The 22,805-nt window shown below is 58.3% G+C and carries 24 protein-coding genes and 2 pseudogenes; 8 read left to right on the forward strand and 18 right to left on the reverse strand.

Features of this window, described 5'->3' with window-relative positions; translation table 11 throughout:
• Position 1 precedes the first annotated feature (1 nt).
• Both NUH87_RS26055 and NUH87_RS26060 read left to right on the forward strand, forming a co-directional pair.
• Positions 2-2,479, forward strand: a complete 2,478-nt coding sequence (locus NUH87_RS26055; protein ID WP_338523246.1) for an ABC transporter permease — start codon at positions 2-4, stop codon at positions 2,477-2,479.
• Positions 2,469-3,542 (forward strand): lipocalin-like domain-containing protein, encoded by a 1,074-nt coding sequence (locus tag NUH87_RS26060; RefSeq protein WP_338523247.1) that lies wholly within the window; start codon positions 2,469-2,471, stop codon positions 3,540-3,542. The genes NUH87_RS26055 and NUH87_RS26060 overlap by 11 nt, the downstream gene beginning before the upstream one ends.
• A 55-nt stretch (positions 3,543-3,597) precedes the next feature.
• Here NUH87_RS26060 and arsJ read toward each other — a convergent pair whose 3' ends face one another.
• The 10 genes from arsJ to NUH87_RS26110 form a co-directional block, all read right to left on the reverse strand.
• Positions 3,598-4,818 carry an organoarsenical effux MFS transporter ArsJ gene (arsJ, locus tag NUH87_RS26065; protein ID WP_338523248.1) on the reverse strand — a complete coding sequence of 407 codons (1,221 nt, stop codon included), beginning with the start codon at positions 4,816-4,818 and terminating at the stop codon, positions 3,598-3,600.
• A 9-nt stretch (positions 4,819-4,827) separates the two neighbouring features.
• Positions 4,828-5,832, reverse strand: coding sequence for an ArsJ-associated glyceraldehyde-3-phosphate dehydrogenase (locus NUH87_RS26070; protein WP_338523249.1), 1,005 nt, complete (start codon positions 5,830-5,832; stop codon positions 4,828-4,830).
• Between the two features lie 166 nt (positions 5,833-5,998).
• A complete protein-coding gene (gene arsH, locus NUH87_RS26075) occupies positions 5,999-6,715 on the reverse strand; it encodes an arsenical resistance protein ArsH (protein WP_338523250.1) in 717 nt (238 codons plus the stop codon).
• Positions 6,705-7,781, reverse strand: a complete 1,077-nt coding sequence (arsB, locus tag NUH87_RS26080; protein ID WP_338523251.1) for an ACR3 family arsenite efflux transporter — start codon at positions 7,779-7,781, stop codon at positions 6,705-6,707. The genes arsH and arsB overlap by 11 nt, the downstream gene beginning before the upstream one ends.
• Positions 7,782-7,797: 16 nt before the next feature.
• Complete coding sequence (locus tag NUH87_RS26085; protein ID WP_338523252.1) at positions 7,798-8,268, reverse strand: arsenate reductase ArsC; 471 nt, start codon at positions 8,266-8,268, stop codon at positions 7,798-7,800.
• Between the two features lie 39 nt (positions 8,269-8,307).
• Positions 8,308-8,664 (reverse strand): metalloregulator ArsR/SmtB family transcription factor, encoded by a 357-nt coding sequence (locus NUH87_RS26090; protein WP_338526944.1) that lies wholly within the window; start codon positions 8,662-8,664, stop codon positions 8,308-8,310.
• 465 nt (positions 8,665-9,129) lie between these two features.
• Positions 9,130-9,444: a pentapeptide MXKDX repeat protein gene (locus NUH87_RS26095; protein WP_040065641.1), complete on the reverse strand. Its 315-nt coding sequence runs from the start codon at positions 9,442-9,444 to the stop codon at positions 9,130-9,132.
• A 68-nt stretch (positions 9,445-9,512) separates the two neighbouring features.
• Positions 9,513-10,286, reverse strand: a complete 774-nt coding sequence (locus NUH87_RS26100; RefSeq protein ID WP_422393883.1) for a molybdopterin-dependent oxidoreductase — start codon at positions 10,284-10,286, stop codon at positions 9,513-9,515.
• A gap of 3 nt (positions 10,287-10,289) precedes the next feature.
• Positions 10,290-10,883 carry a cytochrome b/b6 domain-containing protein gene (locus tag NUH87_RS26105; protein WP_040065644.1) on the reverse strand — a complete coding sequence of 198 codons (594 nt, stop codon included), beginning with the start codon at positions 10,881-10,883 and terminating at the stop codon, positions 10,290-10,292.
• 287 nt (positions 10,884-11,170) lie between these two features.
• Entirely contained in the window at positions 11,171-11,824 is a 654-nt protein-coding gene (locus NUH87_RS26110; protein WP_338523253.1) for a peroxiredoxin, read from the reverse strand.
• Between the two features lie 571 nt (positions 11,825-12,395).
• On the opposite strand from NUH87_RS26110, the pseudogene NUH87_RS31375 reads away from it, so the two are divergent.
• Positions 12,396-13,280: pseudogene (locus tag NUH87_RS31375) on the forward strand (methyl-accepting chemotaxis protein); the annotation flags it as partial.
• 198 nt (positions 13,281-13,478) lie between these two features.
• Positions 13,479-14,183, forward strand: a complete 705-nt coding sequence (locus tag NUH87_RS31380) for a methyl-accepting chemotaxis protein (RefSeq protein WP_422393959.1) — start codon at positions 13,479-13,481, stop codon at positions 14,181-14,183.
• Positions 14,184-14,319: 136 nt separating this feature from the next.
• Here the strand turns inward: NUH87_RS31380 and NUH87_RS26120 are convergent, their stop codons facing one another.
• The 3 genes from NUH87_RS26120 to NUH87_RS26135 form a co-directional block, all read right to left on the reverse strand.
• Positions 14,320-14,613, reverse strand: coding sequence for a type II toxin-antitoxin system RelE/ParE family toxin (locus NUH87_RS26120; protein ID WP_338523255.1), 294 nt, complete (start codon positions 14,611-14,613; stop codon positions 14,320-14,322).
• Positions 14,601-14,879, reverse strand: coding sequence for a CopG family ribbon-helix-helix protein (locus NUH87_RS26125; RefSeq protein ID WP_338523256.1), 279 nt, complete (start codon positions 14,877-14,879; stop codon positions 14,601-14,603). The genes NUH87_RS26120 and NUH87_RS26125 overlap by 13 nt, the downstream gene beginning before the upstream one ends.
• A gap of 366 nt (positions 14,880-15,245) precedes the next feature.
• Positions 15,246-15,713 carry a Bro-N domain-containing protein gene (locus NUH87_RS26135; protein WP_338523257.1) on the reverse strand — a complete coding sequence of 156 codons (468 nt, stop codon included), beginning with the start codon at positions 15,711-15,713 and terminating at the stop codon, positions 15,246-15,248.
• Between the two features lie 311 nt (positions 15,714-16,024).
• Here NUH87_RS26135 and NUH87_RS26140 point away from each other — a divergent pair.
• Positions 16,025-17,205: pseudogene (locus tag NUH87_RS26140) on the forward strand (NnrS family protein).
• Between the two features lie 91 nt (positions 17,206-17,296).
• Here the strand turns inward: NUH87_RS26140 and NUH87_RS31385 are convergent.
• From NUH87_RS31385 to NUH87_RS26165, 5 genes are all read right to left on the reverse strand, one after another.
• Entirely contained in the window at positions 17,297-17,506 is a 210-nt protein-coding gene (locus NUH87_RS31385; protein ID WP_422393884.1) for a helix-turn-helix domain-containing protein, read from the reverse strand.
• Between the two features lie 213 nt (positions 17,507-17,719).
• On the reverse strand, positions 17,720-19,042 hold the full coding sequence (locus tag NUH87_RS26150) for a vWA domain-containing protein (protein WP_338523258.1): 1,323 nt from the start codon (positions 19,040-19,042) through the stop codon (positions 17,720-17,722).
• 41 nt (positions 19,043-19,083) lie between these two features.
• On the reverse strand, positions 19,084-19,539 hold the full coding sequence (locus tag NUH87_RS26155; protein ID WP_338523259.1) for a TadE family protein: 456 nt from the start codon (positions 19,537-19,539) through the stop codon (positions 19,084-19,086).
• A 112-nt stretch (positions 19,540-19,651) separates the two neighbouring features.
• Entirely contained in the window at positions 19,652-20,125 is a 474-nt protein-coding gene (locus NUH87_RS26160; RefSeq protein ID WP_338523260.1) for a TadE/TadG family type IV pilus assembly protein, read from the reverse strand.
• A gap of 399 nt (positions 20,126-20,524) precedes the next feature.
• Positions 20,525-21,394, reverse strand: coding sequence for a DNA-binding response regulator (locus tag NUH87_RS26165; protein ID WP_338523261.1), 870 nt, complete (start codon positions 21,392-21,394; stop codon positions 20,525-20,527).
• A gap of 306 nt (positions 21,395-21,700) precedes the next feature.
• Between NUH87_RS26165 and NUH87_RS26170 the strand changes: the two genes are divergently transcribed.
• From NUH87_RS26170 to NUH87_RS26180, 3 genes are all read left to right on the forward strand, one after another.
• Positions 21,701-21,892, forward strand: a complete 192-nt coding sequence (locus NUH87_RS26170; RefSeq protein WP_338523262.1) for a Flp family type IVb pilin — start codon at positions 21,701-21,703, stop codon at positions 21,890-21,892.
• Positions 21,893-22,050: 158 nt separating this feature from the next.
• Positions 22,051-22,245, forward strand: coding sequence for a Flp family type IVb pilin (locus tag NUH87_RS26175; RefSeq protein WP_338523263.1), 195 nt, complete (start codon positions 22,051-22,053; stop codon positions 22,243-22,245).
• A gap of 28 nt (positions 22,246-22,273) precedes the next feature.
• Positions 22,274-22,804, forward strand: a complete 531-nt coding sequence (locus tag NUH87_RS26180; protein WP_338523264.1) for an A24 family peptidase — start codon at positions 22,274-22,276, stop codon at positions 22,802-22,804.
• Position 22,805: the final 1 nt, after the last annotated feature.

Here is a 22,805-nt window from a genome sequence, read left to right on the forward strand (position 1 = left end):
TATGGACGTTCTGCGTGAAACCTTGCGAGCGCTGCTCAGCCATTGGCGTCAGCACCCGGTGCAGTTTTTCAGTGTGCTGACCGGGCTCTGGCTGGCCACCAGCCTGTTGACCGGGGTGCAGGCGCTGAACAGTCAGGCGCGAGAAAGTTACGCTCGCGCCAGTCAACTGATTGGCGGTGAACCCCAGGCCAGCCTCAGCGCGCCGAATGGCGCGACCTTCTCCCAGGGGGTGTTCGTCGACCTGCGCCGGGCGGGTTGGCCGGTGTCACCGGTGTTGCAGGCGCGACTTCAACTCAAGGGGCACGAAGACCTGCGCTTGCAGTTGATGGGCATCGAGCCGTTATCCTTGCCCAGCGGTTCGGCGCTGGCCGGACAACACCTCGACATGGCGCAGATGGTCGATTTTGTCGGCCCGCCGGGCCGTACCTGGATTGCCCCTTCAACCTTGCAGGCGCTCGGTTTGCGTGAGGGCGCTCAACCGCAGAGCCTGAACGGGCAGACCTTGCCGCCGTTGCGCAGCCAGGTCGACATGGCCCCCGGCGTGTTGTTGGTGGACATCGGAGTTGCCCAGCAGGTGCTGGGTTTGCCGGCACAGGTGTCGCGACTGTTGTTGCCCAGGGATTTCGCCGCCACCGATCCTCAGTTACCCGCCGAGTTAGCCGGTCAGTTGCAGCTCAAGCGCAGCGGTGAGGAAAACAACCTGGCGCGGCTCACCGAAAGCTTTCACCTGAACCTCGACGCGCTGGGGTTTCTGTCGTTCGTCGTCGGCTTGTTTATTGTCCACGCGGCTATTGGTCTGGCGCTGGAGCAACGTCGCGGGTTGTTCAGAACCCTGCGCGCCTGTGGCGTCAGCGTGCGGAGGCTGATCTTCTGCCTGAGCCTTGAATTGGGTGGGCTGGCACTGCTCGGCGGGATGGCCGGAGTGGTCAGCGGTTACCTCTTGGCCAGCCTGCTGTTGCCGGACGTTGCCGCCAGCTTGCGTGGTTTGTATGGCGCCGAAGTGGCGGGGCAGTTGAGTCTCAGCCCGCTGTGGTGGTTCAGCGGGCTCGGATTGAGCCTGCTCGGCGCACTGCTGGCCGGGGCGAACAGTTTGCTGAGGGCGGCGCAATTGCCGCTGCTGGCGTTGGCCAATCCGCAAGCCTGGCATCAGGCTCACGCGCGCTGGTTGCTGCGCCAGGCCTGGGTGGCGACAGTCGCTGCGGTGATCGGCCTGATCGCGTTGCTGTGGGGTGACAGCCTGGCCAGCGGTTTTGTGTTGATGGCGGCGTTGTTGATCGGTGCCGCATTGAGTTTGCCGGTGCTGCTCGACGCTGTGTTGAATCGGCTCGTGCGGCGTAGCCTGTCGGTGCTGGGGCAATGGTTTCTCGCCGATTGCCGTCAGCAGTTGCCTGCCCTGAGCCTGGCCTTGATGGCGCTGCTGTTGGCGCTGGCGGCCAACATCGGTGCCGGCAGCATGACGGCCGGTTTTCGTCAGACGTTCAGTGATTGGCTGGAGCAACGGCTGACTGCCGAGCTTTACGTCAACCCACAGAACCCGGCACAGGCCACCGAACTGCAGCAATGGCTGCCGGAACAACATCTCGGCGCGGTGTTGCCGAGCTGGCAGGTTGCGGTGTCGTTGCAGGGCTGGCCAGCGGACCTTTACGGGGTGATCGACCATCCGACCTATCGCGAGCATTGGCCGTTGCTTGAAGCACTGGGCGAGCATCCCTGGGATCAGTTGGTGGCGCATGACACGGTGATGCTCAGCGAACAACTGGCCCGTCGACTCAAGCTGCGGCTCGGTGACCACCTGAGCATTCCCACGCCACAAGGTGCATGGTCACCGCAGCTGATCGGGATCTATGCCGACTACGGCAACCCCAAGGGGCACTTGCTGGTCAACGCCGAACACCTGCTGCGTTACTGGCCGCAACTGACGCCGAGTCGCTTCAATCTGCGTATCGATCCGGCGCAAATCCCCGCGCTGCTGACGGCGCTACAAAGGCGCTTTTCCCTGGACGACAGCCGCATTGTCGATCAGGCCCGGCTAAAGGGCTGGTCGACGCAAGTGTTCGAACGGACCTTCTCGGCGACGGCGGCGCTCAACAGCCTGACTCTCGGCGTGGCCGGTGTGGCGCTGTTCATCAGTTTGCTGACCCAGAGTCAGAGCCGTCTCGGGCAACTGGCGCCGCTGTGGGCGCTGGGCGTGACGCGCCGACAATTGATGCTGCTCAACCTCGGGCAGACCTGGTTGCTGGCACTGCTCACGCTGGTGGTGGCGTTACCCTTGGGACTGGCGCTGGCCTGGTGCCTGGACACGGTGATCAACGTTCAGGCGTTTGGCTGGCGCCTGCCGTTGCGGGTGTTCCCGCTGCAACTCGTGGAATTGATGGGGTTGGCGATGTTGGCAACGTTACTGGCCTCGGCCTGGCCATTGTTCAAGCTCTATCGCACGCAACCGGCGGACCTGCTGAGGAGCTTTGCCCATGAGGATTAACCGGGTCGTTGGCGTGCTGTTGCTGGCATTGACGGGTTGCGATGGCTCGTCGACGCACGACGACAGTTTCGCCGGGCTGGGCAGCGAAGCGGCTGCGTTCAAACAGGTGACTCCGGGCCGGGTATTCAGCTTTCCGGTCGATCACGGTGCGCATGACGGTTACCGCGTCGAGTGGTGGTACATCACCGCCAACCTCAAGGACCCGCAGGGCCGGGAGTTCGGCGTGCAGTGGACACTGTTTCGCAATGCCCTGAAGTCCGGGCCCGAGCAGCCGGGCTGGGCCAGCCGGATCATCTGGCTCGGTCATGCGGCAGTGACCTCGGCGACCGTTCACCACGCCGCCGAGCGTTATGCCCGCGGTGGCGTCGGCCAGGCCGGGGTTCAGAACGTACCGTTTGCGGCGTGGATCGATGACTGGCGCCTGAACACTCAAACCGACTCCGCGAACCCTTTGGCCGAAATGCACATGCAGGCCAGCGGCAAGGGCTTCAACTATCGGCTGCGACTCACCTCAAACAGGCCGCTGGTGCTGCAAGGCGAGCAAGGCTTCAGTCAAAAATCCGAACGGGGCCAGGCGTCGTACTACTACAGCCAGCCGTTCTTCCAGGCCAGCGGCAGCCTGGAAATCGACGGCACAACCTATCAGGTCAGTGGCCCGGCGTGGCTCGACCGTGAGTGGAGCAGCCAGCCGCTGACGGCGAACCAGACCGGTTGGGACTGGTTTTCCCTGCACCTGGACAGTGGCGCGCAAGTGATGCTGTATCGGATTCGACAGAAGGACGCAGGGGTGTACCTGACCGGCAGCTGGATCAACCCGGACGGCAGCGTTGTGCAACTCTCGCGAGACGAAATCAGCCTCACGCCGTTGGCGTCTTCCGAGGTGGCCGGGCGGCGTTTGCCGACACGCTGGTCGATCAAGGTCCCGGGCAAAGGCCTGGACATCACCAGTAGCGTGCTGAACCCCGGAGCCTGGATGGATTTGCGCATTCCCTACTGGGAGGGTCCGGTGCAATTGAGCGGTAGCCATGCCGGCAACGGGTATCTGGAAATGACCGGGTACTGATCCCCAATTGCGTTCAAGTGAGCCTTGAAGAACCGATCTCGTACAACGAAGTCGCTCAAATCGCCTCGGCATGCCTCGGTAACCCTATGGAAATCAGTGCGGCGAGCAGCACGAATGTGCTGGATATCCATAGGCACGCACCCAGCCCATACGCCTGATAAACCCAGCCGGAGAGCACGGTGCCTATCAGTCGTCCCATGGCGTTCGACATGTAGTAAAACCCCACATCCAGCGACACGCCGTCTTCCTTGGCATAGGACACGATCAGGTAGCTGTGCAACGACGAGTTCACCGCGAACAGCGCACCAAAGAGCATCAGTCCACCCAACAGCACCCCCTGTTGCGACAGTCCGCTGTTCAGCCCGAGAGCTATTGCCGCAGGCAATCCCGCCAGTGCCAGGGCCCACAGGAATGCCGCGCGACCATCTGGAACATGCCCGCGCTTCTTGCCGGTAATGCGCGGAGCGAACGATTGCACGATGCCGTAGCCGATCACCCAGGCCGCCAGGAACCCGCCGACCTTCCAGAAGTCCCAGCCAAAAACACTGCTCAGGTAGACCGGCAAGGCCACCACGAACCAGACATCACGAGCACCGAACAGAAACATCCGTGCGGCTGAGAGAATGTTGATCGCCCGGCTCTTGGAAAGGATTTCACGAAACTTGGGCTTGGCCTTGGCTTTGCCCAGGTCTCTCTTCAGCAGCATCAGGCTGCCGATCCAGATCAGCGCCAGGACGCCTGCCATGGCCAGCAACGCACCTTTGAACCCCATGAGGGCAAGCAAGGTCCCACCGAGAAAGAAACCGACACCCTTGAGTGCGTTCTTCGAGCCGGTGAGGATGGCTATCCATTGGTAAAGCTTGCCCTGTTGCCCATCGGACACCAGGAGTTTGATCGAGCTTTTGGCACTCATCTTGTTCAGGTCTTTGGCGATCCCTGAAAGCGCCTGGGCGCCCATTACCCAAGGAATGGTCAGCCAGGCCGAGGGCACTGCCAGCATCAGCAACGCCACGACCTGCATGCCCAGACCGATGTTCATGGTTCGGTTCAGACCCAACCGAGCGCCGAGGTAGCCGCCGACGAGGTTGGTGACCACGCCAAAGAATTCGTAAAACAGAAACAACGCCGCGATTTGAAATGGGCTGTAGCCCAGCTCGTTGAAATGCAGCACCACCAACATGCGCAAGGCGCCGTCGGTGAGGGTGAAGGCCCAGTAATTGCCCGTCACGAGCAGGTACTGCCGCACTTCCGGAGCGAGGGCTGACAACGCTTTCATGACCGCTCCTCAGACTGCCAACCCGACCATTCTGGCCAGTTCGACGGTGCGGTTGGCATAGCCCCATTCGTTGTCATACCAGGCATAGAGTTTGACCTGGGTGCCATTGATGACCATGGTCGACAGCGCATCGATGATCGACGAGCGCGGGTCGGTACGGTAGTCGATGGACACCAGCGGGCGTTCCTCGAAACCGAGGATGTCTTTCAGTTCGTTTTGCGCAGCATCCTTCAGGAACTGGTTCACTTCCTCGACGGTCGTGGCGCGTTCGACTTCGAAGACACAGTCGGTCAGCGAAGCGTTGGCCAGCGGTACACGCACGGCGTGTCCATTCAGGCGGCCGCGCAGCTCTGGGAATATTTCTGCAATGGCGGTGGCCGAGCCGGTGCTGGTGGGGATCAGGCTCATGCCCGAAGCCCGTGCACGACGCAGATCCTTGTGCGGTTGATCGAGGATGCTTTGGGTGTTGGTCAGGTCGTGGATGGTGGTGATCGAACCGTGGCGAATGCCCAGTTTCTCGTGGATCACTTTAACTACGGGCGCCAGACAGTTGGTGGTGCATGACGCAGCGGTGACGATGCGATGTTCCGCAGCATTGAACAACTGATGGTTGACGCCCATGACGATGTTCAGAGCGCCTTTTTCCTTCACCGGAGCGCTGACTACCACGCGTTTAACGCCCTGGTTGAGATAAGCCTGAAGCACTGCGACGGTCTTCATCTTGCCGCTGGCCTCTATCACCAGATCGCAGCCCGACCAGTCGGTGTCGGCAATCGCCTTGTTGGCTGTCACCTTGATTCGCTTGCCGTCGATGACAATGCTGTCGTCCTCGGAGTCAGCCTGATGATTCCAGCGGCCGTGCACCGAGTCGAAGTTCAGCAAGTGCGCATGGGTCGCGGCGTCACCTACCGGATCGTTGATCTGCACGAACTCGAATTCTGGCCAGCTCCAGGCCGCTCGCAGTGCGAGGCGGCCGATCCGACCGAAGCCATTGATGCCAACTTTGATAGTCATGGTGTTGTGCTCTGTATCTGTTGTCAGTGGGAGTTCGACTGGGTGTCGAACTGGCCGATGTATTCGATATGGGTTGGATGCCGGGTACGCTGTGAAGATCAATGGGTCTTTGAGCAGTGCCAGGGGGAGTACGGACTAGGGGTGTTGTTGCACGGTAAAAAACTCCTCAGATGGAGCGCTGATTGACACGTTTCATGAGTTCTTCCGCCGACTCCTTGCGCTCGGAGTAGCGATTAACCAGATAGTCCTGACGGTCGCGCAGCAGCAGCGTGAATTTCACCAACTCCTCCATCACATCAACGACCCGGTCGTAGAAAGGAGAGGGCTTCATCCGACCGTTGTCGTCGAACTCCATATAGGCCTTCGGTACGGAGGATTGGTTGGGGATGGTGAACATACGCATCCAGCGCCCCAGCACTCGCAGCTGATTGACCACGTTGAACGACTGCGAGCCGCCGCACACCTGCATGACGGCAAGCGTTTTACCTTGGGTCGGGCGCACGGCGCCCATGGCCAAAGGCACCCAGTCGATCTGCGCCTTGAAGACCGCGCTCATCGAGCCGTGACGTTCCGGGGAGCACCAGACCTGTCCCTCGGACCACTGCATCAGCTCGCGCAGTTCCTGAACCCGAGGGTGATCGGCGGGGGCGTCATCTGGAAGTGGTAAACCTGACGGGTTGAAAACCCGCGCCTCAGCGCCGAAGTGCTCCAGCAGCCGAGCCGCTTCTTCGACCAGCAGCCGACTGAAGGACTGCTCACGAGTCGATCCGTACAGCAGCAAAATGCGCGGTTTGTGGGTGGATATTTGTTCGATGCCGAGCTTGTCAGTCGATGGGAGATCGACCAGTTCGGCATCGAGTTGGGGGATGGGGTCATCGTACATAGTCGTTGTCCTGCGCCATGGCGCTCTTGGAATCGTCGAACCAGCGGCGCTTCAGCCAAAAGGCGACACCGACCAGGGAAATCAGCACCGGCACTTCCACAAGAGGGCCAATCACCGTCGCGAAAGCGACAGGCGAGGCCAGACCGAAGGTGGCGATGGCGACCGCAATGGCGAGTTCGAAGTTGTTACTCGCGGCGGTGAACGCCAGAGCCGTGGTACGTGGATAGTCCGCCTTGAGCAGCCTGCCCATCCAGAAACTGAAGAAGAACATCACGACGAAGTAGATCGTCAGGGGGATCGCAATGCGCAGTACGTCCAGCGGCAGTTGCAGCACCTTGCCACCCTTGAGACTGAACATAGCGACGATAGTCAGCAGCAATGCAACCAGCGTTAGAGGGCTGATTTTTGGGATGAAGTGCGCTTGATACCAAGCGCTTCCTTTACGCGCGATCAGGATCTTGCGGGTCAGGAAACCGGCCAGAAACGGCACACCCAGGTAGATCAGGACCGATTCGGCAATGCTGATGAAGCTGGTCTCGATGACGCTACCTTCCAGCCCGAACAGTGGCGGTAGGAGGCCAAGGAACACCCAGGCATACAGGCTGAAAAACAGGATCTGGAAGATGCTGTTAAACGCCACCAACCCTGCGACATATTGGTTGTTTCCGCCTGCGATTTGATTCCACACCAGCACCATCGCAATGCAGCGAGCCAGGCCGATCAGGATCAGCCCTGTCATGTACTCCGGCTGGTCCCGAAGGAAGATGATCGCCAACGCGAACATCAATATTGGTCCGATAACCCAGTTCTGGATCAGGGACAAAGTGAGGATGCGCTTGTCTTTGAAGACCTCCGGCAGTTCCTCATAGCGAACCTTGGCCAAGGGCGGATACATCATCACGATCAGGCCGATGGCGATTGGAATGTTGGTAGTGCCTACAGAAAGACTGTTGAGCCACCTCGGCCAGCCTTCGAACAGGCTACCCAGTCCGATACCGAACGCCATGGCCAAAAAGATCCACAGGGTCAGGTAGCGGTCCAGGAAGGAAAGGCGGCTTTTACTCATGACCTATTTCCTGCTGTTAAAGCGTGCCGATCAGAGCCAGCTCGGCCTTGAGCTGCTCGGCACCCAACGTGGAAAGGGGTAAAGCCAGGAACGCTTCCAGTCGCCGGGTGATTTGCTCCAGGGTCACATCAAATGCGGCCTGGACTTCTTCTGGTGTGCCATGAAAGTCCGATGGGTCAGCCAAGCCCCAGTGCCCCTTGACCGAGGGGGCGAAGAACACCGGGCAGGCTTCACCCGCGGCTTTATCGCAGACGGTAATGACGAAGTCGGGAGCAAGGTGTTCATGCGCGTCGCTGGACTTGCTGAACAGTCCAACCGTTGAGATGCCTGTCTTTTCCAACGTTTTCAGGGCTAGTGGATGCACTTCGCCTTTGGGCTGGCTGCCCGCGCTGTAGGCTTTCATGCCTGCAGGGGCCAAATGGTTGAAGGCCGCTTCACAGAGAATGCTGCGGCAACTATTGGCCGTGCAGAGGAACAGTATCTTCATCGGACTTTCTCTCATAAACCAACCTCAGGCGGTTAGGGTTCAGCAGCAGGCAGCGACGCGTTCGGGGCGGTCGCCCATTTCATCAAGGCGTTTGGCATCTGGGCTCAACCAATGCTTGTTGGCCTCCAGAACGGTGGTCAGAACGCCATGCACCCAATCAGGCAGGTTCGGGTGAAGTCGGTAGTAGACCCATTGGCCTTGCCGACGATCCGCCAGCAAGCCGCAGTTACGCAGTTGGGCCAAGTTCCGGGATACCTTGGGTTGACTCTCGTTGAGCGCGCAGGTCAGTTCGCAGACGCAAAGTTCACCCTCACGGGTGACCAGCAGCATCATGCGAACCCGATTGTCGTCGGCCAGGCATTTGAAAACGGTGGTGGGGGTCAGGTGGTCGGTCATTGCTGTGGTGGTCATAATGAGGTCTTGGCTCATATGCGATTTTTCGAATATATGATTTTTCGAATATAAGGTAAAGCATCAAGGGCGGATTTGTTCGATGAGGGCATCGGATTGCGCCGAACGGTCTCACTGAAACACCCATGAAATGAGGAGGGTCCTGGAGAGTGGTCAGGTTTTGTGTCGGTTATATTTGAGAAATTGTATATGCGGATTTTGTAATGAGTAGTCATCGATCAGGCGTGGCCTCTCCCACGGCTCGACCACCAAGCAAGACGAAGGCAGGACCTGGAAAGCCATTGCACAGGTGGGAACACCTAGGCACGCCAACAGTCGTTTTCATAGCTTGAGCCCTCGAGTGATTGGCAGACGACTTTTCTGGATCGTCTGTCAATCAGTCGGTGCCGATGCTCCTGGAATGTCCCCGGCGGGAGCACACGCGATCCACTGCTGAAGCGACCGGGCGTCTCAATACTTCTTCATCGTGTCATTGCTCATGTCGTCCTTTTTTTCCATACCATCGCTCTTCATGGCGCCACCTTTATCCATGCTGTCTTTTTTCATGGCGTCACTCTTCGCCTTGTTGCCTTTGGTCTTGTAGTGGTGCGCTTTCTTCGCTGCGGTGCCTTTCATTTCATCTTTTTTCATTTCATCCTTTTGCATCGCAGGCTTGGCCATCTGATCCTTCGACATATCACCTGTCCCGGTTTCAGCTGCAAACAGTGGGGCAGCGGCCAGCCCCAGAACAACGGCGGCAACCGCCGTAACAATCAGCTTCTTCATGTCACTACTCCTGTGTAGTTCGCGTTAACGACAGCGGCAATACGCCGTTTTTCAGGACAGCCGATTGCTCAACTGCCACTGAACCAGTTGTAACCCTGATCCTCCCAATAGCCACCGGGATAGTCATTGGTCACAAAGATCTCCACCACATGCTTGGGGTTCTTGAAGCCTAATTTGGTCGGCATACGCAGCCGTAGGGGGTAACCGTATTCCGGCGGCAATACCTGATCGTCATAACTCAGGGTCAGCAGCGTTTGCGCATGCAACGCCGTGGGCATGTCAATGCTGGTGTAATAATCATCGGCGCATTTCAGCCCTACATATTTGGCGCTGGTATCGGCGCCCACACGTTGCAGAAAGGTCGAAAAGGTCACCCCACCCCATTTACCAATGGCGCTCCAGCCCTCCACGCAAATCAGCCGCGTGACCTGGCTGGTGTGCGGCAGCTGGTTCAATTCGGCAAGGGTCCAGCTGTGTTTATCCTGGACCAGACCGCCGACCGTGAGTTTGAAATCATCACCGTCGATGTCCGGAATGCCGTTGCGGTCGTAATAGGCGTTGAAGGGAAATGGCCGCGTCATCATCGACTCAGGATAAGTCGGTGCCAGTCTGCTCGGGTCGAATAGCGCCGCCTGAACCTTGTCGTTGAAGCGCGACACCCTTCTCAGCATGGACTCCACGGAGTCGCTGTCATCAACACGACAGCCCGTCAGCAAGGCAATCCCGCCCAGCGTCCAGGCATAGCGCAGAAACTGTCTGCGGGCAGGGAGATCAAGCTCCTGCGCCACCGACTGGATGATGGCGGGTTCATCCATTTTGTCTTTGCCACTCTTTCTGTTCATGAGTCAGTGCCCACGCAGCATGGCAATCAGGGTGCGCGGCACGAGGGCCACCATCACCAGATGCACCACGGTAAAAGCGACCAGCAGGGCCATGCAGACAAAATGCACGATGCGTGCTGAGTCATAACCGCCCATCAGTTCCCTCAGCAAAGGAAACTGAACTGACTTCCAGATCACCAGGCCCGACAGGACGAGCACAACAAGATCGAGCACGACAAACAGGTAGGCGAGCTTTTGCAGGGCGTTGTATTGCCGCAAGTCCGCATGGGCGAGCTTGCCCCTGAGAGCCGCCAGGAAATCATGAAAGACGTCGGTGGGGCGTATGGGGAAAAACTTGTAGGCGATGCGGCCGGAGAAAATATTGAGCAGCAGGTAAACGATACCGTTGATGAACAGTATCCACATCGCCGCAAAATGCCAGAGGAGTGCCCCCGCCAACCAACCACCCAAGGTGATCCCGGCGGGAATCTGAAAGGAAAAAATCGGCGAGGCGTTATAGATTCGCCAACCGCTCATGACCAGGATGACCACAGCGATGACATTGACCCAGTGGGTCAGCCGGAGCCAGATCGGGTGAATCGTTTGGGGGTTACTCATAGTTCCTGTCCTACTGGCACAGTGCCGACGAATCCCCCCGACCACCACGAAATGTGTTGGCTCAATCCCCCCATGGTCAACCCGCAACTCCAATGGAGTCACAAACTACGCCGACCGGATGACGCATCTATCAGACTAGCATCGGGTTATAGACGGTGTTTCACATTATTGCGGGGTGGCAAACCGAGGGCCCTGATCTCATGGGATTTCAGGTCCGGGATCGAGCGTAGCGTCGCTCCCGGATCCATCATCTTTCTCCAAATTGATCGAGCCCTTGCGGATTGTTGTTACTTCGGCTGAGCCACGGTGCGCAAATAAGGCTTCAACGTCTTGAAGCCCTGCGGGTATTTCTTCCTGGCGTCCTCGTCGGACACCGAAGTGGGGATGATGACGTCCTCACCCGGACGCCAGTTCACTGGGGTGGCGACGGTGTGCTTGGCGTTCAATTGCAGGGAGTCGAGCAGGCGCAACACTTCGTCGAAGTTGCGTCCGGCACTCATTGGGTAGATCAGCATCGCCTTGACTTTCTTGTCCGGGCCGACGATGAACACCGAACGCACCGTGGCGTTGTCCACGGCGGTGCGTGCGCCGCCAGAGGCATTCGGGTGAATCATGTCGTAGAGCTTCGCCACGACCAGGTTCTCGTCGCCGATCATGGGATAGTTGACCGCATGGCCCTGGGTTTCCTTGATGTCACCGAGCCAGGCCAGGTGGTCACTGACCGGGTCGACGCTGAGCCCGACTATCTTGGTGTTACGTTTGTCGAACTCCGGCTTGAGTCCGGCCATATAACCGAGTTCGGTGGTACAGACAGGGGTGAAATCCTTCGGGTGCGAGAACAGGATGGCCCACTTGTCGCCAATCCACTCGTGGAAGTGGAGCGGACCTTCGGTGCTTTCGGCGGTGAAATCCGGTGCTTCATCGCCAATGCGGATTGCCATGTTCGATCTCCTTGCAGTGACTGGGAGGGAAGCTATCAGCACAGCTGACTGCTGTTGCGACGGCGTTCGAATGTTTGCATCGAACCTGTCGGAGCGAATGAGTATAGGAGACGCTCCAAGATAAGGCGCAAACCCGCGCATCAACTATGTAAGTAGTTGAAATTTATTATTTTTATTGGGTATCAGAGCGGCATGTCTTGCCACTTGACCCACGCCTCATCCTGCCAATGCAACAGGCTGGCCGAATGCCTGGGGAAAGTAACAGCCGCTCCTATCGCCACCAAACAGATGTGGATAAGATCGAAAGAAACAAACAGAAACATTTCAGCAAAAAAATATTGCGCCGATAACTGCCATGAGAAGCCACCAAGGGTCCCCGGGAACAGTTTCCCTGTCACCTGAACACGAAGAACAGAATGCCTTGTGGGGAAATGGAATGAGTAAATGGCTCGGCAATATCAGCGTCAACCTCAAGCTGGCCCTGGGCTTCGGCCTGGTATTGGCACTGACCTCTGTCCTTGCACTGACCGGCTGGACCAGCCTGGACAGCTTGGTTTGGCGCAGCGACCGCATGGGCGATGTCACCTTGTTAAACGCGCTGCTGACCAAAGTACGCGAGGCTCGCCAGCAGTACATGCTGACCAATGGCGATGAAACGGCGGCACAGAACGTGCAGCTCAACCTGGACGCATTCAACGCCCAGGAGCAAAAACTGATCAGCACGTTCAAGAACCCTGGATTTGTCAAACTCCTTCGGGAACAAGCGGTCATCGTCGGCAAATTCCAGCAGTCTCTGAATAAAATGCATGACGCCTATCGAGTCCGCAACAGTGCACGCCAAACCTTCAGCAACAGCGGCGAAGCGGCCTTCAAGCTGGTCGACGCGATCCGTAGCAGCGTGCTGCAAATGCCCCCGGGCGACGTGGAGCGTTTCGAACGCTTCCAGGCCATTGCGCAAGTCAAGGAACTGTTCCTGCTGAGCCGTTTCGAAGTTCGCGGTTACATCGCCGACGGCACTCCGAATACCGAGCAGAAGGCCTTGAACCAACTCAATGAAACCGTTGATGGCCTGAAACAGCTTGGCGAACATTTCAGCTCGTCCCAACCGGATGCATGGCGTCAGCTGGAAACCGCCCTGGGCAACTACCGGACCGCCTTCCTGGACTTCAAGACGGCTGGCAACGTGGTTACCCTGACGGGCAAGGAGCTGGCCGACCAGGTGGGCCAGATATCGGCTATCAGCGACGCCCTTTACCAGGGGCAAGTAGACAGCCGCAACAGCGAAGTCGCCCAGACTCGCACGCTGCAATTGGGCTGCGCCTTGTTCACCTTGCTGTTCGGCATCCTGGCCGCCGTCATCATCACCCGCCAGATCACCCGACCGATCCGCGAAACCCTCGGGGTCGTCGAACGCATTGCTGGCGGCGATCTCACCCATAACCTGGTGGTGACCCGCCGTGACGAACTGGGTGTGTTGCAACAAGGCATTCAGCGTATGGGCACGACCTTGCGCGAGCTGATCAGCGGTATTCGCGATAGCGTCACGCAGATCGCCAATGCCGCCGAAGCGCTGTCGGCGGTGACCGAACAGACCAGCGCCGGGGTCAACAGCCAGAAAGTCGAAACCGACCAGGTCGCCACCGCCATGCACGAAATGACCACCACCGTGCAGGAAGTCGCGCGCAACGCCGAACAAGCCTCGCAAGCCGCTGTAGACGCCGACGGCCAAGCCCGTGAAGGTGACAAGGTGGTTGCCGAGGCCATTGCCCAGATCGAACGCCTGGCCACCGAAGTGGTGCGCTCCACCGAGGCGATGACGCTCCTGCAGCAGGAAAGCAACAAGATCGGTAGCGTCATGGACGTGATCAAGGCCGTGGCCGAGCAGACCAACCTGTTGGCCCTCAACGCCGCCATCGAAGCCGCCCGTGCCGGTGAGGCCGGTCGTGGTTTCGCCGTGGTCGCCGACGAAGTTCGCAGCCTGGCCCAGCGTACCCAGAAATCCACCGAGGAGATCGAAGGGCTGGTCGCCGGTTTGCAAAGTGGCACCGAGCAGGTGGCCAACGTCATGAACAACAGTCGCAGCCTGACCGATAACAGCGTCGAACTGACGCGCAAGGCCGGTGTGTCACTGGGCAATATCACCCGCACGGTGTCGAACATCCAGTCGATGAATCAGCAGATCGCCGCCGCGGCCGAGCAACAGAGCGCCGTCGCCGACGAGATCAGCCGGAGCATCGTCAACGTGCGGGACGTTTCCGAGCAGACCGCTGCCGCCAGCGACGAAACCGCCGCCTCCAGCGTCGAGCTGGCACGGTTGGGCAACCAGTTGCAGATGATGGTCAGCCATTTCAAGGTTTGACGAAGCAAGGTCGCTCCCAGGCTTTGAATGGGAGCGATCATCTGATTAGTTAACGGTGATGAAGGTTGTGTCAGGGGGTGGTTTGTAAGCCGTTATTGGCGATTGAGGTGGGCGCTCGCCAAGATGGGGGGCTGAGTCACTTGTACCCCACTTCCTTTTGGTGCCGAACAGTCAAGATCGTGACGATATCGCCATTGATGCGGTAACGGGCCACATAGCCGCTGTCCCCGAAGTCAATCAGCCATTCCCGATACTCATCGGGAAGATCATCAATCGGGCGGCCAATATGTGGCTGTGTTCCGAGCATCCGCACGCTCTGCATGATTGATGCGCCTGCCCGACTGGCGGCGTCGGCGTTCTTCGGACGCAGGAACTCCCGCAGCCGTTGAATGTCCCGGATGGCGGCGGGAGCGAAGATCACTTGTGGCATACGGGCGCAGGCAATTCATTTTCAGTGCCCCAGCTCGAAAGCCATTTCTCGACTTCATCGGCCGTCGCGTGCAGGCCAGTGGCTTGAAACTCTTCCCATGCTTTCAGCGTGTCCTGTCGGAGCGCTTCACGCTTTTCCTCGCGCTCAACGTATTGCGCGATAGCCTCGCGCATGATCCAGTGCGAGGTACGGCGGCGAGCCTCGGCCAGATGTTGCACGCGCCCTTTCAGTTCATCATCGAGCTTGATGGAGGTTGCCGTTGCCATGCGGGGGCTCCTGTAGCGAAAGGTAATACCTAACGCTACTTTAGTCGTCGAGCGCTGGGCTGTCCATCTCGGCAGCATTGAACTCCCGCACTGGCGGCGGGCAGTTGTGTCGAATTCGTGCATCGTCACCTCGCAGATCACACCCGCTTCATGTAGCACGGCCAAGTCGTCGCGTAGGGATTCAATGATCTTGCTCGTCATAACATACCTCCAGTAAAACGCTAGCCCGCAATGCCCCTGGCAGGTCTTGCGGGGACAACTTGACCCCTAGCACCCCATGCTAGTGCGCTATTCAAAGAGGCTGGGCTTTTGAAGCCAGCCGCATCATCATTTCTCTACGGTGATGCGGCTTCTTACCGGTTTCAGCTAGACCGGCATTGTTTCCGTCGGCTGTTTCAGCCCCGGCATATCTCGCCACCTGACCCACGCCTCATTCTGCCAATGCAGCAGACTGAGCGAATGACCTGCCCAGTGTAGCGAACTGAGACTGGGACCTTGGTCGGTGATGCTTGTCCGGATATTTCTCAATGCAGGAACGACTTCATGAGTCAGCCATTGCCGCAGGCTTTGGTTTTCCGGGATGTGGTGGTGAACCATCAAGGCATAGACACCCGACTCGCTGACCATCAGGGTTTCCTGGATTTTTCCGTGGTAATTCAGCCAGAGCATGCGGCGCTGATCACTGTCGAGCTTACGGGCCAGGCGCTCATCCAGCGGGCGGCCCATCAGGCGGCCAAGGTCGGTCAGGCTGAACCAGGCTTGTGATTCCAGTAGCAGGGCATGGATAAAGCGGTTGTGGCGGGTGAAACGGGTGGGTTCGAAGTGTTCGTTCATGTTGAGGTGTCCGACTAGTTGATTAACTGGGGGTCGCCTCGTATTCACAGGACGCCAATCCTGTATCGCTGAACGTACAGCGACAAATGAACCCTAACGCTTGGCGGACAGGCGGGCAAGGAGGAAAGCAGAGTTTGGTGTTGTAAGAAAAGGCTCTGTTTTGCTTCGTGGACGTCCCAGCAAGCGCAAGCCTTGTCGATTTGATCTGCGACAACTGCCTTTGATCGCAAATACCCGATCATTGCACTGCGGATTGACCGCGACGCTCATCGGTGAGTGTCAGCTCCGCGACAAGGCAGAGGAGTCGCTTTATGCAAGTGCTTGAGCGCAGTGAGGCCAGGGCGATCCCGCCACTGTTACAGCTGGCCTTTCGGCTATTTTTCCTCGCCGGCTGCTTCTTGGCGGTGCTGGCCATACCCCTTTGGTTGGCCGCCCTCGGTGGTGGCATTTCCAGCTGGCAGCCGGCCGGCGGTTGGCTGGGCTGGCATCGACACGAGATGCTGGTCGGGTTTGCCCTGGCGATTATTGCGGGCTTTCTGCTGACGGCCGTGCAGACCTGGACCGGGCGTCCCGGTGTCAGCGGCACACCGTTGGCGGTGTTGGCGCTGTTGTGGTTCAGCGCGCGCCTGGCCTGGCTGGCCAATCTGCCGTGGCCGTTGCTCGCGCTGCTGGAGTTGGCATTCCCGCTGGCCGTGGCATTTTCCATGGGGATGACCCTGTGGAAGGTGCGGCAGAAGCGTAACTACCCGATTGTGATCATGTTGCTGCTACTGACCGGGGCCGACGGCCTGTCCCTGTATGGCCTGGTTGAGGGGCATGAAGTCTGGCAGCGCCAGGGCGTATTGACCGGTATCTGGCTGGTGGCGGCCATGATGGGGTTGATCGGTGGGCGCATCATTCCGTTCTTCACCCAGCGCGGTCTCGGCCGGGCCGAGGGCGCTGCCCCTTGGCCCTGGCTGGATCGGCTGCTGTTGGTGGGCTCGCCGCTGGTGGCCCTGCTCTATGCCGCAGGGCCTGCGCTGACCCCCAACCCCTGGGTTGGCCTGCTGTTCGCGGTGTTGGCAGCGGGGCATCTGCTGCGTCTGTTTCGCTGGCATGATCGGGCACTCTGGCGTGTTCCGTTGCTGTGGTCATTGCACCTGGCGTATGGCTGGCTGGCGGTGGCTTGTCTCGGGATGGCGCTGTGGCATTTCGGCGTGCCGCTGAATCCGAGCCTGGCGCTGCATTGCCTGACGGTCGGGGCGATGGGGGGCTGATCCTGGCGATGATCGCGCGGGTCAGCCTGGGGCATACCGGTCGTGCCCTGGAACCGCCGTCGGGCATGACCCTGGCGTTCATTTTGCTGAACCTTGGGTGTCTCAGCCGGGTCGTGTTGATCCTGTTCTTTCCCTTGCCGGCGTTGTGGCTGGCCGGCCTGTGCTGGGCGTCGGGGTTCGCGCTGTACGCCTGGCGCTATGGGCCGATGCTGCTGCAAGCCCGGGTTGACGCTTGATACCGGTGCTACTGAGCGCTCTGAAGGCCCCTTTCATGGGGCCTTTTGCTTTCTGCGGTTTCTGTTGCCCCTCCGGCCAAGGGGCGGCGAGTCAACCGCCGAGACTCTGTACCAGGCTCTCGAGCATTTCAGCGGTTGCACTGTCCTGCGTCGGCTCCAAGGCGACAGGCACGCCAAGCTGGCGGGTCAGACGGTATTCGCTCGGTGTGCAGTTGGCGAACTGCTTGAAGGCGCGAGCGAAGTAGGAGGGGTCCTTGAAACCGGCCTCGTAACCGATGCTGGTCGATGTACGGCAGCACATCGCTGAGCGCCTGGTGTTTCTGGTGGCCCGGTGTCATCCGGATGCTGCCCGGCAGGGTCGGGGGGAATGGTCGATCTGCGGTGTCTTGCGCTGGTCGTTAACCGTGCGGCGCAGCTTGCAGAGCTGGGCTACAGCCGCCAGGTAGCGATTCTTCTCGGCGGCTGAAAGGGGGGGCCGAATAGTCAGCCCTGCCGGCAATGCCGTAGTCGAACGTTACATCGCATTTGGCGGGATCAATCGTGGTTTCGTCAGCGCGTATGAGATGGTTTTGAATGCGGTATTCAGATTGACGCTCCCCCCGGCGGCGTTCGGGCAAGTGTCAGAGAAAAAATAGGAGGGGCCTGTGGCGATCTGTTGCATGGTGTTGCAAGGCGTCAAATCGCTACTACCGTCACTGCATGGCGCCGAAGTGGAACCACCACCGATATAGGCCACGCTATAGATCTGCGTACCGGTCTGCTTGACGGTATTGGCTGCAGTAACGCTCGTCTTGCATTCCGATCCATATTGGCTTTTGTAGGTGTTGCCTAGTTGACTTTGCGACGAGGATTCGTCGCCGTCGCTCATCAGGACGATCACGTTTTGCCCGGGCGGCGACTGCGATTGCGACATACTCAGCAAGGCTGCCTGCGCGGAAAAAATCGCCTGAGTAAAATACGTACCTAAACCGCCAATTGCCTGGATGCCGCTGCAGCCGCCTGCCCCGAGTGCCTGCGCGATGCTTGAAGTCGTGTTGACTTGGCCGTTTTTGAGAAAGCCGGAACTGAGCCCGGATACTTGATAGGTGGCGCCGCTCGTTACAACGCCCTGCGCCACAGCCGAGTAGCTGCTGGCTATAGATTGCTTCGAGTTGCACGAAAAGTTGGTATTTGTTGCGAGCGGTGGGTATGTCATCAAACCAACGTTATCGCCAGCGTTCGTCAAGTTGTTTATGAGTGTGATTGCCGCCTGCTGGGCACATTGGAGTCGGGTCATTGGCTTATTATTTGCCCCCAGGCAATTAGTATCGGTGGTATTCATCGATCCTGTCGTGTCGAGCAAAATCATGACATTGTATTTGGTTGGCACGGCTCCGCCGCCGGCTACAGCCTTCGAGGTAGCGGTAATTTGCATTGAAGCGAAACCCAGTATTTTGGCAAAGTAGAGCGGCACCGTGGCTTGCTGTACGACCTGGATACCATTGAATTTCGAGACGGCTCCGGCTGCGGGCAACTGAGCATTTACCAATTGCAGGCCGGTGATGCTGGCCGGCGATACGGTGACGTTGGAAGACAACGTGTTCTTCCCCTGTCCGGCGGAGTACGCCGCGGCATTCGTTTGCGCCGTTGCAAACGGACTGTTCCAAAGGTCGGCGGCTCCGGCCAGCGCGGCAGCATCCGTGGCGGCCTGTAGGCGCTTCTGATTGTAGAGAACGTAGCCAGCATCGATGCTCAGGGCGATAAAACTCAGCAGGACGGACATCGAGAGGGTTACCAGGATAATCACGGAGCCACGTTGGTGGCCCATGGTCTGCTGCCGGTCAGAAATTCTTGACATGATGGTGGACTCCTTGAGATGAGGGATTTGATAAGGAGTGTTCACTGCGCTCGCTCTACGACGGTGAAGCTCAGTGACGAAGGGAGCAGGTTCGTAATACCGGGAAGAGACCATGCGAGCAGGGGCTTATAAGGGGAATAAGTCACCGTTACCGTGGCATTGGTGACGGCCCCATTCAGCACTGCATTGTTCAGATCGGCTGCGCAAGTAGCGTCAGCGCTGCATGAGGCGTTCCCCACGGAAGTCGAGTACGATAGATTCGCTACGGTCAAGTAGGCCGCCGATTTCTGTATCTGTGTTTTGGTGTCCGTGTAGGGGGTGGTTGTTCCGCGCTGGCTTGCGAAGAAGCGTGCGCCTGACGACGCGACATTCATGAGCATCACGCCGTTAACGAGCAGCCAGCCAAACTCTGCAAGACAGATGAATAATAAAATGAGCAATGGGGCCACGATGGAGAACTCGACGACCGCTATGCCTTTTTGCATCTTTCTCATCATGATCGTCTCCAACTTGGCAGGGTGTTCGTTACCGATGCCATCATCACTAAAATGTCGCACCGTTTTTGCCAGGTGTGTCCCAGTGTGGCGGTGACAACTCAAACACTACCGGTTATTGCACAAGCTCCGACATTGTCGCATTCAAGCTCGAAGGCACAATTAACTTGAGGCCGCCTAATGGGTTACCCAGTATCGGAGCGAACAGATAACTAAGAGAAATACTGGCTTGTGTACCAACGGCGGGGGCCTGGCTGGCAGTGCCCAGAGCGGTGGCGCAGGCGGCGTCGCTCTGGCACAACACGCCATTCACGGATATGTTGATCGTCAACGCCTTATTCAGGGTTGCTAAAGGCGCGATAACTCCCGCAGCCGAAAGTACCGCGTTTTTAGTGTCTGAGTAAGGGGCGGCATAACCACGTTGTGTGGCCAATAGGCGTGCCCCGGTCGACGCGGCACTTGTTAACACGGCGTAGTTGTAGAACAGCCAGCCAAACTGGATGATCCCAAAGAGAAGTATCAGCAGCAACGGGAGTACGAGTGTGAACTCCACAACCGTCGTACCGGTTTCGTACTTGGTATTCATCATGTTCTCTCTCCCTGTCACTGTTCGCCGTGAGAACCTTCATTAGCCCACTCTATTCGTGCACGGAATCATTGTTGACTTCCTTATGTGATCAGGAAGTTTGCTGTATTCACTGCTTGTCCGAATCCTAGTCAACGGGCAACAGACGGGTTAGGACTTTTTTGCCGATCACTAAAACTTTTTTGCGGCCATGACCAGGACAGGCGAGTGAGATTGCTGAGTTGCTGCCGCATAGCCAGCCTGTGCTGGGCGCTGGCGTTCGCGCTGTATGCCTGGCGTTATGGGCTGATGCTGCGGCAAGCCCGGGTTGACGCTTGATATCGGCAGCACTGAGAACGCCCCTTCATGAGGCCTTTTGCTTTCTGCGGTTTTTGTTGCCCCTCCGGCCAAGGGGGCGGCGACTCAACCGCCGAGACTCTGTACCAGGCTCTCGAGCATTTCAGCGGTTGCACTGTCCTGCGTCGGCTCCAAGGCGACAGGCACGCCAAGCTGGCGGGTCAGACGGTATTCGCTCGGTGTGCAGTTGGCGAACTGCTTGAAGGCGCGAGCGAAGTAGGAGGGGTCCTTGAAACCGGCCTCATAACCGATGCTGGTGATGGGCATCTCACTGTTGTCGAGCAGTTCCTTGGCGTAGTTCATGCGTTTGTTCAGGATGTAATCCATGAAGCCGAGTCCGTAGGCTTCCTTGAACAGGCGGCTGAAGCGAAAGGTGGTCATGCCGCAGCGCTTCGCCAGTTCCTTCTGGTCGATGCTGTCCCGAAAATGCTGGTCGATGTATGGCAGTACATCGCTGAGCGCCTGGTGTTTCTGGTGGCCCGGTGTCATCCGGATGCTGCCCGGCAGGGTCGGGGAATGGTCGATCTGCGGTGTCTTGCGTTGGTCGTTGACATGGCGGCGCAGCTTCTGGAGCTGGGCGACAGCGGCCAGGTAGCGATTCTTCTCGGCGCTTGAAAGGGGCAGCACCAGGTATTCCCAGACACACGAGCGCATGGCCCAGACCGCCAGTTCTTCGGAGTGCTGCACGGTGAACATGGTGATCGGGATGGTGGGGGCGGTGCGTTTGATCTCCAGCAACATCCTCAGGCCCGGTGTGTCAGGGCGATCGAAATGAATGCAGATCATGTCGGCTTGCACCTTGCCGGAGAACACCGATTCTTTCGCCAGCCTGCAGTCGCAGGCGTGCTCGAACTGGGTGATAAGTTCGCTTGTGGAGCGATCGTGGGTCCGATCGAACCAGAGGAGTAACGGTTTCCTGATCACGCTCGACGTCATGTGCTGGGCTCTGAGGTCGGACTGCTTTTTCCACTAAGGAGTATTGCCAATGTGATATCACTTTTCAGACTGAATGCTGATAAGAAAAACCGAGCTTAGTTCCATACGCTCTATGCTTGTTTCCAGCCTTTCCTTTCCCTGGCGCAGGCGCCAATAACCCGCTAGTTGGCCGTGCCCGCAAAAAAGTCCTAGCGATACGCAAAATCCTCCTAACCCTCTTCGGGGGGGCCTGACTAAGGTAGCCACAAGCAGTACAAAAAGAGCTGCTTCCCCGGAAGAACAACAATCGAAAATGAGGTGAATAAAATGACTCTGCAAACAATCAAGACTTCGGTAATGAAGTTCGCCAAAGATGAAAACGGCCTGACCGTCGTGGAATACGCGGTGGCCGGTGGGTTGATTACCGTGGCTGTCGCCGCGATTTTCGTGAAACTTGGAGGCGCGGTGAATACCCAGATTACCGCCTTGTGCGCGGCGGTCAAAGGTGCGGCCTGCTGATAACGGCAATGACCGTTGGGTGACATGGCGATGCCCATGGAACGGGCGGTTGCTTCTGTTTTGCTGATGAAGCTGCCGGGCAACTTTCTTAATGGGCTTCGCGTTGCCTCTACCAAAGTAGGTTCTGAGCGGTTTGGCCGCCGGAGTGGGAGAGCAAAATGACTCTGCACACAATCAAGACTTCGGTACTGAAGTTCTCAAAAGATGAAAAAGGCCTGACCATTGTGGAGTACGCGGTGGCGGGTGGGTTGATTACGATCGCTGTTACTGTCGCGTTCACACTCCTTGGCGGCAACGTGTCTACCAAGCTCAAGGCACTGTGCCAAATCGTTAATAACAACACGGCGTGCTGACAATTAATCCCCGTCAGGGAGAAGCCCCATGTCCACGGAAATGCTGGTTTCGACTGTTTTACTGATAGGACTGCTGGGCGTGGCGGTGGTGAGCGATCTGCTTCGCCACCGTATTCCCAACCTGCTGATCCTGTTGGGTCTTGCACTGGGATTGGCCGGCCAGGCTTATTCAGGCGGTGCAAGCGGATTGGGAGATGGCCTGCAGGGGCTTTTGATTTGTTTTGCGCTGTTTCTGCCCATGTATGTCCTGGGTGGCATGGCTGCCGGTGACGTCAAGTTGATGGCCATGGTCGGCAGTTTTCTACCCTTCCATTACGCGATATGGGCTGCATTGTTCAGCCTGATCGCCGGTGGCGTGTGCGGCTTCCTGATGGTGCTGGTTCGCGGTCAATTGTTGCAGACCCTGGGGCGCTATTGGCTGATTCTGAGGACGCAGGCCTACCTGGCGCCAGCCTCGGATGAAGTGGCCGGCAAGCCTTTCCCTTATTCGATTGCCATTTTACTCGGCACTTTAAACACCGTTCACTGGCAACTCTTTGCCAGTGGGTTGGGAGGTTAGT

This window comes from Pseudomonas batumici, from assembly GCF_036585405.1.
Taxonomy (GTDB): Bacteria; Pseudomonadota; Gammaproteobacteria; order Pseudomonadales; family Pseudomonadaceae; genus Aquipseudomonas; species Aquipseudomonas batumici.

Bases quoted from the DNA above. Each gene is read 5' to 3' on its own strand.
- NUH87_RS26055 (WP_338523246.1), top strand. From the start codon at position 2: ATGGACGTTCTGCGTGAAACCTTGCGAGCGCTGCTCAGCCATTGGCGT.
- NUH87_RS26060 (WP_338523247.1), top strand. From the start codon at position 2,469: ATGAGGATTAACCGGGTCGTTGGCGTGCTGTTGCTGGCATTGACGGGT.
- arsJ (WP_338523248.1), bottom strand. From the start codon at position 4,818: ATGAAAGCGTTGTCAGCCCTCGCTCCGGAAGTGCGGCAGTACCTGCTC.
- NUH87_RS26070 (WP_338523249.1), bottom strand. From the start codon at position 5,832: ATGACTATCAAAGTTGGCATCAATGGCTTCGGTCGGATCGGCCGCCTC.
- arsH (WP_338523250.1), bottom strand. From the start codon at position 6,715: ATGTACGATGACCCCATCCCCCAACTCGATGCCGAACTGGTCGATCTC.
- arsB (WP_338523251.1), bottom strand. From the start codon at position 7,781: ATGAGTAAAAGCCGCCTTTCCTTCCTGGACCGCTACCTGACCCTGTGG.
- NUH87_RS26085 (WP_338523252.1), bottom strand. From the start codon at position 8,268: ATGAAGATACTGTTCCTCTGCACGGCCAATAGTTGCCGCAGCATTCTC.
- NUH87_RS26090 (WP_338526944.1), bottom strand. From the start codon at position 8,664: ATGACCGACCACCTGACCCCCACCACCGTTTTCAAATGCCTGGCCGAC.
- NUH87_RS26095 (WP_040065641.1), bottom strand. From the start codon at position 9,444: ATGAAGAAGCTGATTGTTACGGCGGTTGCCGCCGTTGTTCTGGGGCTG.
- NUH87_RS26100 (WP_422393883.1), bottom strand. From the start codon at position 10,286: ATGAACAGAAAGAGTGGCAAAGACAAAATGGATGAACCCGCCATCATC.
- NUH87_RS26105 (WP_040065644.1), bottom strand. From the start codon at position 10,883: ATGAGTAACCCCCAAACGATTCACCCGATCTGGCTCCGGCTGACCCAC.
- NUH87_RS26110 (WP_338523253.1), bottom strand. From the start codon at position 11,824: ATGGCAATCCGCATTGGCGATGAAGCACCGGATTTCACCGCCGAAAGC.
- NUH87_RS31380 (WP_422393959.1), top strand. From the start codon at position 13,479: ATGACCACCACCGTGCAGGAAGTCGCGCGCAACGCCGAACAAGCCTCG.
- NUH87_RS26120 (WP_338523255.1), bottom strand. From the start codon at position 14,613: ATGCCACAAGTGATCTTCGCTCCCGCCGCCATCCGGGACATTCAACGG.
- NUH87_RS26125 (WP_338523256.1), bottom strand. From the start codon at position 14,879: ATGGCAACGGCAACCTCCATCAAGCTCGATGATGAACTGAAAGGGCGC.
- NUH87_RS26135 (WP_338523257.1), bottom strand. From the start codon at position 15,713: ATGAACGAACACTTCGAACCCACCCGTTTCACCCGCCACAACCGCTTT.
- NUH87_RS31385 (WP_422393884.1), bottom strand. From the start codon at position 17,506: ATGTGCTGCCGTACATCGACCAGCATCGGTTACGAGGCCGGTTTCAAG.
- NUH87_RS26150 (WP_338523258.1), bottom strand. From the start codon at position 19,042: ATGTCAAGAATTTCTGACCGGCAGCAGACCATGGGCCACCAACGTGGC.
- NUH87_RS26155 (WP_338523259.1), bottom strand. From the start codon at position 19,539: ATGATGAGAAAGATGCAAAAAGGCATAGCGGTCGTCGAGTTCTCCATC.
- NUH87_RS26160 (WP_338523260.1), bottom strand. From the start codon at position 20,125: ATGATGAATACCAAGTACGAAACCGGTACGACGGTTGTGGAGTTCACA.
- NUH87_RS26165 (WP_338523261.1), bottom strand. From the start codon at position 21,394: ATGACGTCGAGCGTGATCAGGAAACCGTTACTCCTCTGGTTCGATCGG.
- NUH87_RS26170 (WP_338523262.1), top strand. From the start codon at position 21,701: ATGACTCTGCAAACAATCAAGACTTCGGTAATGAAGTTCGCCAAAGAT.
- NUH87_RS26175 (WP_338523263.1), top strand. From the start codon at position 22,051: ATGACTCTGCACACAATCAAGACTTCGGTACTGAAGTTCTCAAAAGAT.
- NUH87_RS26180 (WP_338523264.1), top strand. From the start codon at position 22,274: ATGTCCACGGAAATGCTGGTTTCGACTGTTTTACTGATAGGACTGCTG.